Source organism: Nocardiopsis sp. CC223A (assembly GCF_030766825.1).
Classification (GTDB): Bacteria; Actinomycetota; Actinomycetes; order Streptosporangiales; family Streptosporangiaceae; genus Nocardiopsis.
In genome coordinates, this window is the sequence record NZ_JASFDV010000070.1 from 1 (window position 1) to 16,684 (window position 16,684).

At 73.3% G+C, this 16,684-nt stretch carries 11 protein-coding genes and 1 CRISPR repeat array (1 of these 12 cut by a window edge); of the genes, 6 read left to right on the forward strand and 5 right to left on the reverse strand.

Annotated elements, in window-relative coordinates; all coding sequences use genetic code 11:
• The 4 genes from QJS33_RS23550 to QJS33_RS23565 form a co-directional block, all read right to left on the reverse strand.
• Positions 1-502: DUF5682 family protein (locus tag QJS33_RS23550; protein ID WP_306370239.1), on the reverse strand; the 502-nt coding region annotated here is incomplete at its 3' end.
• Position 503: 1 nt separating this feature from the next.
• On the reverse strand, positions 504-1,646 hold the full coding sequence (locus tag QJS33_RS23555; RefSeq protein ID WP_306370240.1) for an AAA family ATPase: 1,143 nt from the start codon (positions 1,644-1,646) through the stop codon (positions 504-506).
• A gap of 86 nt (positions 1,647-1,732) precedes the next feature.
• A complete protein-coding gene (locus tag QJS33_RS23560; protein ID WP_306370241.1) occupies positions 1,733-6,640 on the reverse strand; it encodes a hypothetical protein in 4,908 nt (1,635 codons plus the stop codon).
• Entirely contained in the window at positions 6,637-7,518 is an 882-nt protein-coding gene (locus QJS33_RS23565) for a DUF4132 domain-containing protein (RefSeq protein WP_306370242.1), read from the reverse strand. Before QJS33_RS23565 ends, QJS33_RS23560 begins: the two co-directional genes overlap by 4 nt.
• A 115-nt stretch (positions 7,519-7,633) precedes the next feature.
• Here QJS33_RS23565 and QJS33_RS23570 point away from each other — a divergent pair, with 115 nt between their 5' ends.
• Positions 7,634-8,203 carry a DUF1203 domain-containing protein gene (locus tag QJS33_RS23570; RefSeq protein WP_306370243.1) on the forward strand — a complete coding sequence of 190 codons (570 nt, stop codon included), beginning with the start codon at positions 7,634-7,636 and terminating at the stop codon, positions 8,201-8,203.
• Between the two features lie 123 nt (positions 8,204-8,326).
• On the opposite strand, the gene QJS33_RS23575 is transcribed toward QJS33_RS23570, so the two are convergent.
• The gene (locus QJS33_RS23575) at positions 8,327-9,289 is read right to left on the reverse strand and encodes a heme o synthase (RefSeq protein WP_306370244.1); all 963 of its coding nucleotides are present in this window, start codon (positions 9,287-9,289) and stop codon (positions 8,327-8,329) included.
• Positions 9,290-9,916: 627 nt separating this feature from the next.
• On the opposite strand from QJS33_RS23575, the gene tkt reads away from it, so the two are divergent.
• The 5 genes from tkt to pgl all read left to right on the forward strand — a co-directional run bounded on the left by tkt (position 9,917) and on the right by pgl (position 16,538).
• Positions 9,917-12,010 (forward strand): transketolase, encoded by a 2,094-nt coding sequence (gene tkt / locus QJS33_RS23580; RefSeq protein ID WP_306370245.1) that lies wholly within the window; start codon positions 9,917-9,919, stop codon positions 12,008-12,010.
• Between the two features lie 68 nt (positions 12,011-12,078).
• Positions 12,079-13,185 (forward strand): transaldolase, encoded by a 1,107-nt coding sequence (tal, locus tag QJS33_RS23585; RefSeq protein ID WP_306370246.1) that lies wholly within the window; start codon positions 12,079-12,081, stop codon positions 13,183-13,185.
• A gap of 113 nt (positions 13,186-13,298) precedes the next feature.
• Positions 13,299-14,846: a glucose-6-phosphate dehydrogenase gene (gene zwf / locus QJS33_RS23590; protein WP_306370261.1), complete on the forward strand. Its 1,548-nt coding sequence runs from the start codon at positions 13,299-13,301 to the stop codon at positions 14,844-14,846.
• Between the two features lie 28 nt (positions 14,847-14,874).
• The gene (locus QJS33_RS23595; protein ID WP_306370247.1) at positions 14,875-15,795 is read left to right on the forward strand and encodes a glucose-6-phosphate dehydrogenase assembly protein OpcA; all 921 of its coding nucleotides are present in this window, start codon (positions 14,875-14,877) and stop codon (positions 15,793-15,795) included.
• Positions 15,792-16,538, forward strand: coding sequence for a 6-phosphogluconolactonase (gene pgl / locus QJS33_RS23600; RefSeq protein ID WP_306370248.1), 747 nt, complete (start codon positions 15,792-15,794; stop codon positions 16,536-16,538). Before QJS33_RS23595 ends, pgl begins: the two co-directional genes overlap by 4 nt.
• Before the next feature lie 81 nt (positions 16,539-16,619).
• Positions 16,620-16,684: a CRISPR direct-repeat array (repeat unit 28 nt) (it continues 390 nt past the right edge of the window).

The following is a 16,684-nucleotide window of genomic DNA, read 5'->3' on the forward strand; positions in this document are numbered from 1 at the left end:
CCCGGCGGACGCGCTCGGGGTCGGCACCGTAGGAGCGGGCCTCCACCAGGCGGTCCCACAGCTCCTCGCCGTCATCGACCCCGGCGGCGCGCAGCAGCGCCTCCGACAGCCCGGAGTCGGCGTCCGGCCCCGCCGCGGGGGCGGCCACCGCGACCGGCAGGTCGACGGCGTGCACCGGGACACCGCGGGCACGGGCCCAGCGCAGCGCCGCCAGCTCCGGGGAGAAGTCCGCGAACGGGTAGAAGGCGTGCCCGCCCCCGTCGGGGGCGCCGAACACCAGGGCGACGGGCGCCTCGGTGTCCGGGTGGGCGAGCCAGTCCAGCCACGGACCGGCCTCCCAGGGCAGCTCGACGAACAACGCGTCGGGGTCGGCGGCGTCCAGCAGTGCGGGCACCGCCGCGGCCAGCACCGGCGAGTGGTGTCGCACCCCCACCAGGTAGGGGGCGGTGCACCCGGACAGCGCCTCCAGCACGGCCTCGGGCGCTTCGAGGGGGGTGGTCAACTCACTCCCCCAGCACGTGGCGCAGTTCGTACAGGCGGCGCCACATGCGGGCCCCGTTCTCCGCACGGTGGCGGATGGTGGAGTCCCAGTAGGCGAGCAGCCGTCCCTGGTCCTCCGGGTCGTCCTTGCGGACGGCGCCCAGCAGGTAGCCGGGCAGCAGCGACAGCGGGTCGGTCACACCCAGGTAGGCGCTCTGCAACCCGAGGGAGGTGGTGACACCGACCGCCTCCGCGGTGCTCATCACAGTGGTGGGCCGCTCCACCGGCCAGCCCTCCACCGAGGTGCCCGAGCGCAGGTCGCGGAAGGCGGTGACCAGCGCCTCCAGCACCGCGTCGTCCACGGGCAGCGTGTGCCCGTGGTGGGCCAGGGCGGCCCCGGCCCGGTCGCGCACCAGCGCCACCTCCGCGGCCGGGTCCGCGATGGGCGGCACCACCTCGAAGTTGAACCGGCGCTTGAGGGCGGCGCTCATCTCCGACACCCCGCGGTCGCGCAGGTTGGCGGTGGCGATGACGTTGAACCCGGGCCGGGCGTGGAAGGTGCCCTCGTCGCCCAGTTCGGGGACGGCCATGCGCCGGTCGGACAGGATCGACACCAGGGCGTCCTGCACCTCCGGCAGGCAGCGGGTGACCTCCTCGACCCGGGCGACGCGGCCGGTGCGCATCGCGGTGAGCACCGGAGAGGGGGCCAGCGCCTCGGGGACGGGTCCCTTGGCGAGCAGCAGCGCGTAGTTCCAGCCGTAGCGCAGGTGCTCCTCGCTGGTGCCCGCGGTGCCCTGCACGGTGAGCGCACCGGTGCCGCAGACCGCGGCGGCCAGCAGCTCCGACAGCATGGACTTGGCGGTGCCGGGTTCACCGACCAGGAGCAGTCCGCGCTCGCCGGCCAGGGTGACGACGCAGCGTTCCACCAGGGAGCGGTCGCCGACGAACTTGGCGGGGATCTCCAGGGTGTCGGGCAGCCCCTCCACGGGTTCGGGCAGCCGCAGCCGCTCCCCGCCGCTCCCCGCGATGAACGTCACGACCGAGCGGGGCGTCAGCGCCCACCCCGGTGGGCGGGGGCCGGTGTCTTGGGCGGCCAGAAAGGCCAGCTCCCCGGCATGGCGTCGCTCGGCGGGTTCGATCTGCACATCGGTGGCGGGCTCGGGCACCGCAGGCTCCTCGGAAGGTGTGGGTTCGGGGTCGAAGGGGTGGCGGGTGCCCCGGTTCCGGCGGGCCGCCGGGACCGGGGCGGGGTTCACAACGCCGGGGCGTCGCCCTCGCGGGTGCGCCGCCACGCCTCGGCGAAGATCTCCGGGATCGGGCGTGTGGGCAGGTGGCGGTCGGGGACCGGACGGAGCGCACCGCCTCCACTCCGGGAGAGACCGTACAGCGGTGCCTTCCATGTCTCGAAGGGCAGGTCGGGACCCTGCTTGATGTCGGTCCACGCCCCGGGCAGGAAGACCGTACGGCCGGCCCGGGACCGCTTGGCGGTCATCACCAGGCCGTGTTCGAGCAGCTCGGCCTGGACCTTCCTGTGCCGGGCGGGAGTCCACCCGTTGAGGGTCCGGACCTTCTTGTCCGTGGGTTCCAGGACCGCGAGCAGCTGAAGGTAGAGCCTGGCGGCGTCGTCGGACAGCCCGAGCGTCCCGGCGGCCTCGGCCAGCAGCTCCGGCACGGAGGCGGCCGGATCGTACTCGCGGGCCCCTGCGGGCAGGGCCCCGGCGGCGATGCGCTCGGCGATCGCCGTGTACCCGGGACTGCGCAGCAGGTCCACGAGCCTGGGCTGGGTGTGGCCGTACACGGGGTACTCGCCGCTGTCGAGCAGGGCCCGCAGGGTGCGGGCGTGCACCCCGTCGTCGAACCGGGCCGGGCGGAAGTACAGGTGCAGCGAGTAGGACGACTGGACCGCGACCACGGTCCCGTTGTCGCGGGCCTCGGCCGAGGCCCCGGCCTTCCCGGGCACCTCGCACGGCTCGCCGCCGATCCGTTCGAGGAGCTTGCCGTGGTCGTCCCCCCAGGCGGTGAATGCGCCCAGCAGCAGTTCGGGTGCCTCCAGGCGAGCGCGCACCGCCTTGAGCAATGCGGGGACGGACTCCCGGACGGGGTCGCCCGCGGGCAGTTCGGCGTACGCCCAGGGGATCAGCACCGCGAATTCCCCGAGCAGTTCGTGCAGCCCCGCCGTCCGCTCTGACCCGTATCGGAGCGTGACGTCGAGGCGGCCGTACCTCTCCCCGACCTCCAGGTGGCTGCTCGCGTCCTCGGTCAGGGCGGGATGCCCGGCGGGGTCCGCCAACAGGCGCACCGTGGACGGACCGGCGGGCCGCCAGGGGGCGTTGAGGGCCTCCAGCACGGTCCGCGGCAGTGGCGAGCGCGCGCCCCGGAGGCGGTTCCAGGCGTCGGCGAGCCGTTCGGCGGCGGCGCGCGCCCCGGCCGGAGACCACAGGTCGGCGATCTCCCCGGTGACGGGCAGGGCGTCGCGGTAGAGCGCGAGCCACAGGTCGCGGTCGCGGTGGCCCACCGCGAGTTCCTCGCCGCCGATCGAGACCTGGGCCTCGGTCAGCCCCATGGCCTTGCGTTGGTCGGCGGGCAGCCCGTTCCCGCCGAAGCGCTGGTGCAGCAGCAGCGTTGCGGCCTCCGGAGGCAGCCCGGTGCGCTCGGACACCACGGCCACGGCTTCTTCTCCCCAGGTCAGCGGACCGTGTTCGGCCAGGGCCGCCAGGAACGCCGTGATCGCCGCGGTGGTGCCCCAGCCGGGGACGACCCGGGTGCGGTGCACCTCGCGCAGGCCCGCCGGCAGGGGGAGGGGGTCCCCGGTCCGGACCTCGGCGAACCACTGGGAGCGCTTCTCGTCCTCGCTCCCGGGCCGGCCGGAGAGGTCGGGGACCAGGCCGAGACCGGCCCGGCGGCCGCCGTCGGCGCCCACCGCGGTGGGGTCCTGCCCCTTCGCGGAGACCACGGACCCCAGGTCGAGTTCGACGGCGGGGTCGGCGAACACGGTGCCCGCCCACCGGGCGAGGAAGTCCACCAGGGCCGCGCGCTCCTCCTCACCGGTCAGCGGGGAGGCCGCCGACCAGGCCAGCAGCCCGACCGATCCGGGCAGCCCGGACCAGTCGACGGTGGTGCGCGGACGCGCGGACAGCAGCTCGGTCCCGCCCGTCCCACGCAGGAAGCGGGACGTCGCCTCGATGTGGCCGCGCACGTCCCCGTCCCCGGTCGCCCGCTGCGGCAGGAAGCGGGTGAGTGCGGTCAGGAGCGGCTCGGGCTCGGGGCCGGAGTCGACGGCATCCCGGACCTTGTGGATCGCTTCGAGGTACTCGTCCAGGTCGCGGCGGAGCCAGGAGGCGGAGACGGCCAGGCCCATGACACCCTCGACGACCCCCGGAGCGGGGGTGACGTCCTCCCCGTCGGCCAGGAGTGCCGCGGCCGCTCCCCGGGTGCCGGCCAGCGGCCCGTCGGCAGCCGTGATGGGGACGGGGGCGACGATCATGGCGCGTGCCGCCGGAGTGGTGCGGTCGCGTTCGGCGATCGCCGCGGCGACCAGGTCCTTCAGGTCGGCGCCGCGCACACTGCGCAGACGGGCCGAGGCACGGGTGTCGCGCGGACCCATGAAGTACCAGAACTGCATCGGCGTCAGGTAGGGCGTGCCCCATTTGGCGGTGCAGTCGCACGCCCCGCCGGTATGGCAGCTCCACACCCGGCGGCCCTCGTCGTCCAGGAGGGTCACCCCCTTGTCGTCGGCCAAGGCGCGGAGTTCACCGCCGGGCGGGGTGAACAGGCCGACCGGCACCGGAAAGCGGTGCCGGTTCCGGTCGGCGGGCCGGACCACGAGTTCGCGTCCGTCGGTGGCGACGACCCGGTAGGCTCCGTTCCCCGCGACCACGGCGAACCCGGATGCGCCCGCGGCGTCGCCCAGCGGGCCGCCGGAGACGGGCTCGGCCAGCGGCGCCAGGGTGGACACCCTCGTCAGCAACCGCTCCCCGGAACCGAGCGGCAACTCCTCCAGGAAGGCGGGCAGACTGGCGCGGCCCCGGTCGCCGGTGTCGGGGTCGACCTCGACCAGGCCGTCCCTCGTACCCGGGTCGGTCCAATAGGTGGTCCCGTCGGAGAGGACGTGCCGGTCGCGGGCGCCGTCGGCGTCCCCGGCGCGCAGCGCACGCTCGCCGTTCATGCGGGCGCCGTCCGCGGTCAGCTGGGGGACGCCCGGCGTGCCGTTGTGCCACCGGCCGCTGTAGACCACCGACGAGTAGTCGAAGGAGAGCCGTTCCCCGGGGGCGTCCGACCAGTACCCGCGCTGCTCGTGGTCCTGCGAGTAGGCCACGAGGAAACGGCCCTGGACGTAGAAGGCGATGGGGTCGTCCGCTCCCTTGGGCAGGTTCAGGGTGTGCTCGGCGACACGGCCGCCCGGGCCCACCGCGATGGCACGCTCGTGGGAGGTCAGTGTGAACACGGGCCAGGAGGCGGTGCCCGCCGGCTTGGCGCCGCCGCTGCCGTGGGCGCCCAGTTCGCGGGCGGCCTCCTCCAGGGCGGGCCACGAGTACTCGTCGATGATCCCGGCGTTGAGGGTGGTGGCCAGCAGGTCCGCGACGTCGAGGGAGGCGAGTCGGTCCAGGTGTCCGGGGAAGACCCGGAACACCCCGCCGTCGCACTCGTTGCGCAGGCTCTCAAGGCCCTCGCGCGCCTGGAGGAGCCCGCCGCCCAGTGCGCCGGTGAGGATGTCCAGCCGCCGCTCGACATAAGCGTGCAGGTACTCGTAGGGCAGGAGGTCCTCCAGTACCCGGCGGCCGCCGGGCCCTGCCCTGTACCCGCCGCTGTAGGAGGCGACGGCCTCGCCCACCAGGGGCTCCCACGCGGGGTCCGCGCGCAGGAACCTCAGGTCGCGGCGGGGGCCGCCGCGCGGGTGGTCGACCCAGGTATCCAGGTCCAGACGGCGGCGGGCGGAATCGGCGGTGACCGGGACGCCCAGCTCCAGGCACAGGTCGAGCAGGTCGGCCGGGATGTCCTGCGCCCGGTATCCGCTGCTGCGGGTGAGGTCGACGGGGGTCCCGTCGGCGCGCAGCCGGTCGGCGATCCGGGCGGTCAGGTCCAGGAACCCGGCGGGCAGCGACCACCGCCAGCCCCGGGTGTGGGAGATCATCCGGCTCAGCCATCCGGCGGCGCCGCCGGGCACGGTCTGGGCGGGGTCGGCGAGCAGGTCGACGGAGCCGGCGTCGGACAGCAGCTCCAGCCACCAGGCGTGGAAGCCGGTGTCGTCGTAACCGCCGGAGTCGACGAACATGCCCAGCAGCGCGCGGGCCACCTCCACGTCGTCCCGGCCCACGGCCACCAGCGTGGTACGGGCGGACTTCCAGAACCCCTCGGGGGCGGAGGAGGTGGCGGGCACGGCCAGCAGTTCCCGCAGCAGGTCCCGTTCCTGTTCGGCCTGGTCGATCCCGGCCGCCTTGGCCAGGGAGCGCATCTGCTTGAGCAGGCCGGTCCACGGCGGCAGCCCGCCCAGGGTGCGGCGCACGGCCAGTTCGCGGAACTCGGTGTAGGCGCGCTCGGAGGCGTAGCGGCCGGACAGCTCGGCGGCGTGGGCGGTCAGGGCCTTGACGGTGAGCGCACCGGCGAAGGCGAACTCCAGGAACGACTCGCGCCGGGTGGCCTCGTCCACCGGCAGGCTGTACACCTGCTCGGCCTCGCGGGCCCGACCGAACATGATGGCGGCGGTGCGGGCGTTCCCGGCGGCCAGGAAGGCCCGCCCGGCCTGCTCCCAGTAGGCGGGCAGGTGCGAAATGGGCACCTCCGCGGCGATGCGCGCGAACTCGTCGGAGGCGGGGCCGGGGCGGGTGGCGGCCAGTCGGGCGGCCTTCTCCATGGGGCGGACCAGGGCCAGCGCCTGCGCCCGCCGGCCGGGGTCGTGGATGAGCGCCCATTCGGGGTAGCCCAGGCCGCGCGGGCGGGTCAGTGCCAGGGGCTCGGAGTGGCCGTCACCGGCGAATCCGAGGAAGTCCATGGCGGAGTCCTCGGCGGGGGCCAGGGCGTCGGGGACCAGGCGCACGACCGTGCGGTCGCCCAGGGCGGGATGGGTGTACACCCGGGCGGAGACGGTGTCGGTGTGCCCGTCGAGGGTGGCGTCCAGGGGGGCCAGAGCGGCGTCGAGGAGGGCTTCTCCGGGGGTGGTCACTTCTTCTCCTCGGTGTTCGTGCGGCCCGCGTGGACGAGTTCGGCCATCCGCACGCCCTCGGACCAGGCGACGGGGCCGACCTCGGTGAGCTTCAGGGCGCGCTCGTCGTCGTCCACCCACACCAGGGGCCCGGTCTCGGTCTCCCAGTCGGGGGCGTCGGCGCCGATCCAGTAACGGGCCTGCACCGGCCGCCCGCCCTCGACGACACGGCAGGTGGCGTAGCCGCCGCGGACGGGGAAACCGTGGCGCTGGGCCAGGCCGGCGGCGTGGCGCAGCTGATCGAACCGCCCGCCCGCGTAGTCGTCCACCCGGGTGGCGTCGGCGTCGAGGGTGCCGGGGAGCCGGTGGATCTGGCGGGTGAGCTGGGGCAGGCGCTGGGTGATGCCCAGTTCCAGGGCGAACTCGCGCACGTCGTCCAGGTCCTCGATGAGGACGGGGTGCAGGGGGACGACCCGGTCGGAGTCCAGCCAGGTGCTCTCGGCGTCCAGGTCCAGCACGCCGATGCGCCCCCGGTCGTCGACGCCGCGCAGGAACCCGCCCTCACCGCCGCCCTCGGGGACGACGAACAGGTCTGCGAGCAGACCCTGCCAGGAGGGGTCGGGCCACACCCGCGCCAGCACGGTGGCCGGGACGGGGAGGGAACCCAGCAGCCAGGACTCGACGCGGGCGGTGCAGTCGCGCTCGTGGCGTTCCAGCCACAGCAGCATGTCGGACAGGCGCTGGGCCTGCTCGGACTCGCGCACCTTCTTGGGGACCGTCTTGAGCCGCTTGCCCTTGGCGTTGCGGCAGGCGAGGGCCGTGCCCTCGATGGCCAGGGAGTAGCCGTCGGGACCTTCGGTCCAGATCGGTTCCGTGACGTGTGGGGGGGTCGTGGACATGTCTGAGGTTATAGCGGCCTCCTGTGACAGGAGCGCGGCCCCTGGCCGAATCCGCGCGTAATGAGATGTCCGATGACCGCCGGTGTTCCGGCCGCGAACGGGCGATGCTCCACCCATGACCACGAAGAATCCGAAGACCCCGATCACCCCGATGACGGCATCACCGGATGCCCGGGCCATCCCGACGGCCACGTCATTCGAGACCCGGGCGATCGCGCCGGACGTCCTGGAGCGGCTGCGCGTCGGCGACGACGCCGGACGCGTCCGGGAGGTCTGCACCGACCCCGAGGGCGGCGCCCCGCTGCGCTGCTGCCTGCGGCGCAGCCGGGCCGGGGAGCGCATCATGCTCGTCTCCTACGCACCGCTGCGGGCCTGGGCCCGGGAGCGGGGCGTGGAACCGGGCCCCTACGACGAGGTCGGGCCGGTCTTCGTGCACGGGGACCCGTGCGGCGGGCCGGAGGGGACCGGCTACCCGGTCGCGCTGCACGGGTCTCCCCGGGTGCTGCGCGCCTACGACGCCCGAGGGTACATCCGGGGCGGCCGCACGGTGGACCTGCCCGCCGAGCGCGCCGGGGAGGTCGACGGGCTGCTGGCGGAGATGTTCACCGACCCCGGGGTGGCGCTGGTCCACGTGCGCGCGGTGGTGTTCGGCTGTTTCCTCGCCGAGGTGCGCCCGCTCCGCTGAGGCCCCGCCCCCGCGCTCCGAAGCCCCCGGCCGGGCCCTGCTCCCGGGGGACACCGGGGAACGACGGCGGCGGCGCCCCTCGTCGGAGAGGGGCGCCGCCGCGGTGCGGGTTTCAGGGGCCGGTCAGGCCAGCAGCCCGGCGATCAGCGGGTCCACCGTCACGGCCGCGAACAGCAGCGCCAGGTAGGCGTTGGAGAGGTGGAAGAAGCCCATCGTCTTGAGCTTGGCCCCGCTCACCCCGGCACGGGAACGCCGGAGCAGGCGGTGGGCCTGGACGACCAGCAGCAAGCCGAGCACGAACGCCACGGCCCCGTAGAACCAGGTGGTCCCGGCGACCGGCCAGAAGATCAGCGACACGATCACGGTCGCCCAGCTGTACAGGACGCACTCCAGCAGCACCCGGCGATCGCCGGCGACCACGGGCAGCATGGGGACCTTGGCCTGTGCGTAGTCCTCCCGGTAGCGCATGGCCAGTGTCCAGGTGTGCGGCGGCGTCCAGAAGAACACCACCAGGAAGAGCACGAACGGGGCCCAGTCCAGGCTGTCGGTGACCGCCGACCAGCCGATCAGGACCGGCATGCACCCGGCGATGCCGCCCCACACCACGTTCTGGGCGGTGCGGCGCTTGAGCAGCAGGGTGTAGACGAAGATGTAGAACAGGATCGCGAAGACCGACAGGGCCGCCGACAGCAGGTTCACCAGCAGGGCGAAGCCCACGGTGGAGCCGACCGCCAGGACCAGGCCGTACACGAGGGCGCCGCGCGGTGTCACCACGGCCATCGCCCCGGGGCGCTGGCGGGTGCGACGCATCTCACGGTCGATGTCGCGGTCGATGTAGCAGTTCATCGCGTTGGCGCTGGCCGCCGACATGGTGCCGAACAGCAGCGTGTACACGGCGGTCCACAGCGGGGGGACGCCGCCGGCGGCGACGAACATCACCGGGATGGTCGTGATGAGCAGAAGCTCGATGACGCGGGGTTTGGAGAGCGCCACATAGGCGCGCACGTACTCGCCGAAGGAGGTTCTGCGGGGGGCCTCGGGGTCGGCGTCGGACGTGGTGCGGGGCGCGGGGTCAGCGAGGGCCATGGGTCACCGCGTCCTCACGGCCGGACGGCTCGCTCGCGTTCCCACGGGGGGCACCGGCTCGGTTTCAGACACGCGGATACCTCGACAACTCTAGGGTCTTCGACACTGCTCGCCACGCGGGGTCGGGCGGACCGACGAAAGCGTCAGGATCGGCGGAAACCCCGTCAACGACATACTGTAGTACTTGTTCGCGGGGCCCGATGACCAGCCCCCTCGGATGCGAAAGTCCCAGGTCCTTCGGCCCCTCGCCCGCGGTCTGCGGCGGCGCCGGGTGACAGCAGGGTCGCACACGCCCCCGCCCCCCGCCAGTCGCCACGCGCCCCTCCCCCACCGCCCCACCGGCCGCGATGTGCGGTGTCGGGCAACGACATCCCCGGTTACGGGCGATAGGCTCGAAGTCGGCCGAACCGGTCAACGGCACCGCACGTCCCGGCGCACCCCGCCGGGATCCGGTGGATCCGCGGTCCGGCGGCCGCGCACAATCGCAGGTCACCCCCGCACTCCCCCTGACGTTCCCGCCCCTGCGGCGGCCGTCGGGGATGCCCGGCGGCGGTGCCGACGACCGATGCGACACCGACCGCACGCCCGTGCCCGAGGGACGTGCCCGAGAAGGAGAAACGAGAGTCCGTGAACGCCCACACCCCACAGGCCCTGGAGTGGTCGGACCTCGACCGCCGCGCCGTCGACACGGTCCGCGCCCTGGCGATGGACGCCGTAGAGAAGTCGGGTAACGGACACCCCGGCACCGCGATGAGCCTGGCCCCGGCCGCCTACCTGCTGTTCCAGAAGATCATGCGGCACGACCCGGCCGCCCCGGAGTGGGTGGGCCGCGACCGCTTCGTGCTCTCCGCCGGCCACTCCAGCCTGACCCTGTACATCCAGCTCTACCTGGCCGGGTACGGCCTGGGCCTGGACGACCTCAAGTCGCTGCGCCAGTGGGACAGCCTCACCCCGGGTCACCCCGAGTTCGGCCACACCCCCGGCGTGGAGACCACCACCGGCCCCCTCGGCCAGGGCATCGGCAACGCCGTCGGCATGGCCATGGCGGCCCGCCGCGAGCGCGGCCTGTTCAACCCCGAGGCCGGTCCCGGCACCAGCCCCTTCGACCACCACGTCTACGCCATCTGCTCCGACGGCGACGTGCAGGAGGGCGTGAGCCACGAGGCCAGTGCCCTGGCCGGCACCCAGAAGCTGGGCAATCTCACCCTCATCTGGGACGACAACCGGATCTCCATCGAGGACGACACCCGTGTCGCCCACACCGAGGACGTGGCCGAGCGCTACCGCGCCTACGGCTGGCACGTCGAGGAGGTCGACTGGACCGCCACCGGCGAGTACGTCGAGGACGTCCCGGCCCTGTTCGAGGCGATCCGGCGCGGCAACGCCGACACCGAGCGCCCGACCTTCATCCGCCTGCGGACCGTCATCGGCTGGCCCGCGCCCAACAAGCAGAACACCGGCGCCATCCACGGTGCGGCCATCGGTACCGCCGAGATCAGCGCCACCAAGGAGATCCTCGGCCTGCCCGACGAGCCGTTCCACGTCGAGGACGCCGTCATCGAGCACACCCGCAAGGCCCTGGACCGGGGCCGCACCGCCCGCACCGAGTGGGAGGCCCACTTCCAGGCGTGGCGGCGCGGCGCGGCCGAGCACGGCGAGCTCTTCGACCGCCTCCAGTCCGGCAAGCTGCCCGAGGGGTGGGAGAAGTCCCTGCCGACCTGGGAGCCCAGTGAGAAGGGTGTGGCCACCCGCAGCGCCAGTGGCGCGGTCCTGACCGCGGTCGCCCCGGTGCTGCCCGAACTGTGGGGCGGCTCCGCCGACCTGGCCGGGTCCAACAACACCACGCCCAAGGGCGAGCCGTCGTTCCTGCCCTTCGACCGCTCCAGCACCATGTTCCCGGGCAACCCGTACGGCCGGGTGCTGCACTTCGGCATCCGCGAGCACGGCATGGGCTCGATCCTCAACGGCATCGCCCTGCACGGCCCGACCCGCCCCTACGGCGGCACCTTCCTGGTCTTCAGCGACTACATGCGCCCGGCGGTGCGCCTGGCCGCCCTCATGAAGCTGCCGGTCACCTACGTGTGGACGCACGACTCCATCGGCCTGGGCGAGGACGGCCCCACCCACCAGCCGGTCGAGCACCTGTGGTCGCTGCGCGCCATCCCGGGTCTGGACGTGGTCCGTCCGGGTGACGCCAACGAGACCGCCGTGGTCTGGCGCCGCATCCTGGAGACCACCGACCGCCCGGCGGCCCTGGCCCTGACCCGACAGAACGTGCCGGTGCTGGACCGCTCCGAGTACGCCCCGGCCGAGGGCGCCGCCAAGGGCGGCTACATCCTCGCCGAGGCCACCGGCGGCACCCCTGCCGCGATCATCATCGCCACCGGCAGCGAGGTGCAGCTGGCCCTGGCCGCCCGCACCGAGCTGGAGGCGGACGGTACGCCCACCCGCGTGGTGTCGATGCCGTGCGTGGAGTGGTTCGAGGAGCAGAGCGAGGAGTACCGCGAGGAGGTCCTGCCGTCCTCGGTGCGCACCCGCGTGTCCGTGGAGGCCGGGATCGCCCTGGGGTGGCGCTCCTACGTCGGCGACGCGGGCGCATCGGTGTCCCTGGAACACTTCGGGGCCTCCGCGCCTTACCAGACTCTGTACGAGAAGTTCGGCATCACCGCCGAGGCGGTCGTCGCCGCCGTCCGCACCAGCGCCGCCAAGGCCGGACGCTGACATCTCGGGCCCCGCCGGACGGTTCCGGCGGGGCCCGCACTCCCCGTGAGAGGAAAGGCGCACACACCATGAGCAAGCCGCTTGAGGCCCTGGCCGACGCGGGCGTTTCCGTATGGCTGGACGACATCAGCCGCGAACGCCTGCGCACCGGGAACCTGGCCGCCCTGATGTCCACGCACAACGTGACCGGGGTCACCTCCAACCCGACCATCTTCGACAAGGCCCTCGCCGAAGGCGACGCCTACGACGAGCAGGTGACCGAACTGGCCCGCCGCGGCGTGGCCGTGGACGAGGCCGTCCGCCTCCTGACCGCCTACGACATCCGCTGGGCCGCCGACACCCTGCGCCCCGTCTACGACGCCACCGACCGCGTCGACGGCCGGGTCTCCCTGGAGGTCGACCCGCGTCTGGCCCGCGACACCGAGCGCACGGTCGCCGAGGCCAAGGCGCTGTGGTGGCTGGTGGACCGGCCCAACCTGATGATCAAGATCCCGGCGACCGCCGAGGGCCTGCCCGCCATCACCCGCGTGCTGGGGCTGGGCATCAGTGTCAACGTCACGCTGATCTTCTCCCTGGCCCGCTACCGCCAGGTGATGGACGCCTTCCTGGAGGGCCTGGAGCTGGCCCGGGTCAACGGCCACGACCTGACCCGCATCCAGTCGGTGGCCTCCTTCTTCGTCAGCCGGGTGGACAGCGAGGTCGACAAGCGCCTCAAGGCCATCGGCACCGACGAGGCGAAGGCGCTCCTGGGCAAGGCCGCGATCGCCAACGCCCGGCTGGCCTACCAGGCCTACGAGGAGGTCTTCTCCGGCGCCGAGTGGAAGGCCCTGGAGGCGCAGGGGGCCACCCCGCAGCGTCCGCTGTGGGCCTCCACCGGCGTCAAGGACCCCGCCTACCCGGACACCGCCTACGTCACCGAACTGGTGGCGCGCGGCACCGTCAACACGATGCCGCAGGCGACCCTGGACGCGACCGCCGACCACGCCGAGGTCACCGGCAACACGGTGCTGGGCACCTACGACCGCGCCCACGCCGACTTCGCCGCGCTGGAGGACGCCGGGGTGAACCTCACCGAGGTGTTCGGCCTCCTGGAGCAGGAGGGCGTGACCAAGTTCATCGACTCCTGGGAGAGCCTTCTGGAGGGGCTTTCCGCCAAGCTGAAGTCGGCCGTCTGAACCGTACGGCCACCGGTATCCCGTCCGTGCCCTGAGCCGGGGCGCGGACGGCGCACATCACGACCCACCGGCCACTCTCGACAGGAAGAGCGAGATCCGTGAAAGAACCGGTGATGCCGGGAGCGGTGCCCAACCCGCTCCGCAGCGTCCTCGACCGAAGACTGCCGCGCATCGCCGGGCCCAGCGTCCTGGTGCTGTTCGGCGTCACGGGCGACCTGGCCCGCAAGAAACTCCTTCCGGCCATCTACGACCTCGCCAACCGCGGGATGCTGCCGCCGGGCTTCGGCCTGGTCGGGTTCGCCCGCCGCGACTGGGAGCACCAGGACTTCGCCGCGCAGGCGTACGAGGCGGTGCGCGAGCACGCCCGCACCCCGTTCCGCGAGGACGTGTGGCGACAGCTGAGCGAGGGCGTCCGATTCGTGCAGGGCGACCTGGACGACGACGAGGCCTTCGACCGGCTCGCCGACACCGTCCGCGAACTGGACGCCGCCCGCGGCACCGGCGGCAACTACGCGTTCTACCTGTCCCTGCCGCCCAAGCTGTTCCCGACCGTGGTCAAGCAGCTCAAGCGGTCGGGGCTGGCCGAGCCGCCCGAGGGCGACCCGTCGGGGGCACGCCCCTGGCGCCGGGTGGTCATCGAGAAGCCGTTCGGCCACGACCTGCGCAGCGCGCAGGAGCTCAACGCGGTGGTGGACGACGTCTTCCCGCCGTCGTCGGTGTTCCGCATCGACCACTACCTGGGCAAGGAGACCGTCCAGAACATCCTGGCGCTGCGGTTCGCCAACACCCTGTTCGAGCCCCTGTGGAACCGCGGATACGTCGACCACGTGCAGATCACCATGGCCGAGGACATCGGTGTGGGCGGCCGCGCCGGCTACTACGACGGCATCGGTGCGGCCCGCGACGTCATCCAGAACCACCTGCTCCAACTGCTGGCCCTGGTGGCGATGGAGGAGCCCATCTCCTACGACGCCGACGCCATCCGCAACGAGAAGGAGAAGGTCCTGGCGGCGGTGTCGCTGCCCGAGGACCTGGAGACCGGGACCGCGCGCGGCCAGTACGCGACCGGCTGGCAGGGCGGCGCGGCGGTGCTGGGCTACCTGGAGGAGGAGGGCATCCCCGCCGACTCCGTCACCGAGACCTACGCGGCGCTGAAGTTGGCGGTCAACACCCGCCGCTGGGCGGGGGTGCCTTTCTACCTGCGCACCGGCAAGCGGCTCGGACGCCGGGTCACGGAGGTGGCGCTGGTCTTCCAGGGCGCGCCCCAGCAGCTGTTCCCGCGCAGCGACATCAGCGAACTGGGGCAGAACGCCCTGGTGCTGCGCATCCAGCCCGACGAGGGTGTGACGCTGCGCTTCGGCTCCAAGGTGCCCGGCGCCAGCATGGAGGTGCGCGACGTCAGCATGGACTTCACGTACGGCCAGTCGTTCACCGAGGCCAGCCCGGAGGCGTACGAGCGGCTCATCCTGGACGTGCTCATCGGTGACCCGCCGCTGTTCCCGCGCCAGGAAGAGGTGGAGCTGTCCTGGCGGATCCTCGACCCCGTCGAGGAGTTCTGGGCCAAGGAGGGCCGCCCCGAGCAGTACGGGTCGGGCACCTGGGGTCCGGAGTCGGCCGAACTCCTCCTCGCCCGCGACGGCCGCCAGTGGCGGCGCCCGTGACCGGCAACGACCACGTCGGGAGGAACCGATGACGCTCTATCTGCCGCGCACCACCACCGCCCAGATCGCCGAGGCGCTCATGTCCGAGCGGCTCAGCGTCGGCGGGGGTGCGATGAACATGGTGCTCACCCTGGTCATCGTCACCGACGAGGCCGACCACTACGACGCGGTGCGGGCCGCCACCGAGGCCGGACTCGAACACCCCTCCCGGGTGATCGCGCTGATCCGCCGCGACCCGGAGGCCGAACCCGCCATCGACGCCGAGATCCGCCGCCCGGGCACCGCCGGGCCCGGTGAGGCTCTGCTGCTGCGGCTCTACGGTCCGCTGGGCGAACACCCCGACTCGGTGGTCACCCCGCTCCTGGTGCCGGACGCACCCGTGGTCGTGTGGTGGCCGGGCGTCGGTCCCGCCGACCCGTCACAGGACCCGGTCGGCCGCTTGGCCCAGCGAAGGATCACCGACGCCCTGCGCGCCCCGGACCCGCTGCGGGACCTCGTCGACCGGGTGTCCCACTACAGTCCCGGCGACACGGACCTGACCTGGACCCGGCTGACCCCGTGGCGCTCGCTGCTGGCCAGCGCCATGGACCAGCCGTGCGGGTGGGTGACCTCGGCCAAGGTGACGGCCGAGTCGCACTACCCGAGCGCCGAACTGCTGGCGGCGTGGCTCTCGGAGCGGCTGGAGGTGCCCGTGGAGCGCGAGACCTCCGACGGTCCGGGGCTGACCGAGGTGCGGTTGATCACCGAGAACGGGGACATCGCGATCTCCCGTGCCGACGGCCGCACCGCCACCCTGTCGCGGTTCGGACAGCCGGACCAGACGGTGGCCCTGGCGCGGCGCGGCGCGGCCCAAGCCCTGGCCGAGGAGTTGCGCCGCCTGGACGCCGACGAGATCTACGAGGCCGCGGCCCGCCACCTGGGGTCGCTGACCACGGGGAGCGCAGTATGAGCACACCGCAGATCGTCCGGCACGCCGACGCCAAGGCCCTCGCCGAGGACGTGGCGCTGCGGCTGGTCGACGAGATCGTGCGCGCCGAGGCCGACAAGCGCACGTTCCACCTGGTCCTGACCGGCGGCGGGATCGGTATCGCCGCACTCGAAGCCGTCCGCGACCACTCGGCCGAGGCGGGCATCAGCTGGTCGCACGTGCATCTGTGGTGGGGCGACGAGCGGTTCCTGCCCGCCGGGCACCCGGACCGCAACGAGACGCAGGCCCGCGCGGCCCTGATCGACGCGATCGACATCCCGGCCACACAGGTGCACCCGATGCCCGCCGCCGACGGCATGGACGGCGCCCACGCGACCCACGCGGCGACCCGCTACTCCCAGGAGCTGGCGGTGGCGGCCCGCGGCCAGGGCCCGGTGCCCGTCTTCGACGTGTGCCTGCTGGGTGTGGGGCCGGACGCGCACATCGCCTCACTGTTCCCCGGCCTGCCGCAGATCAACGAGGACGAGGCGGCGACGGCCCCGGTGCACGACTCGCCCAAGCCCCCGCCGACCCGGATCACCCTGACGCTGCCGTCGATCAACAGCTCACGGCAGGTCTGGATCCTGGCCTCGGGCGAGTCCAAGGCCGAGGCGGTGCGGCTGGGCCTTGCCGACACCGATCCGAACGAGGTCCCGGTCGCCGCCGCCCGCGGCACCGACAAGACCGTGTTCTGGCTCGACGAGGCGGCCGCCGCCCGGCTGTAACGAACACCCGTAGGGGGCCGGTGCCACCGGCCCCCTACGCCGTGTCCGGGGGCGCCGAGCCCGCAAGAAGTCCCGCGCCCTCGGATCGGCCCCGCTGCGCGGGGAGCAGCCCTCCAGCAGTTTCCCGCCCTGCCGTTCCAGAGGAC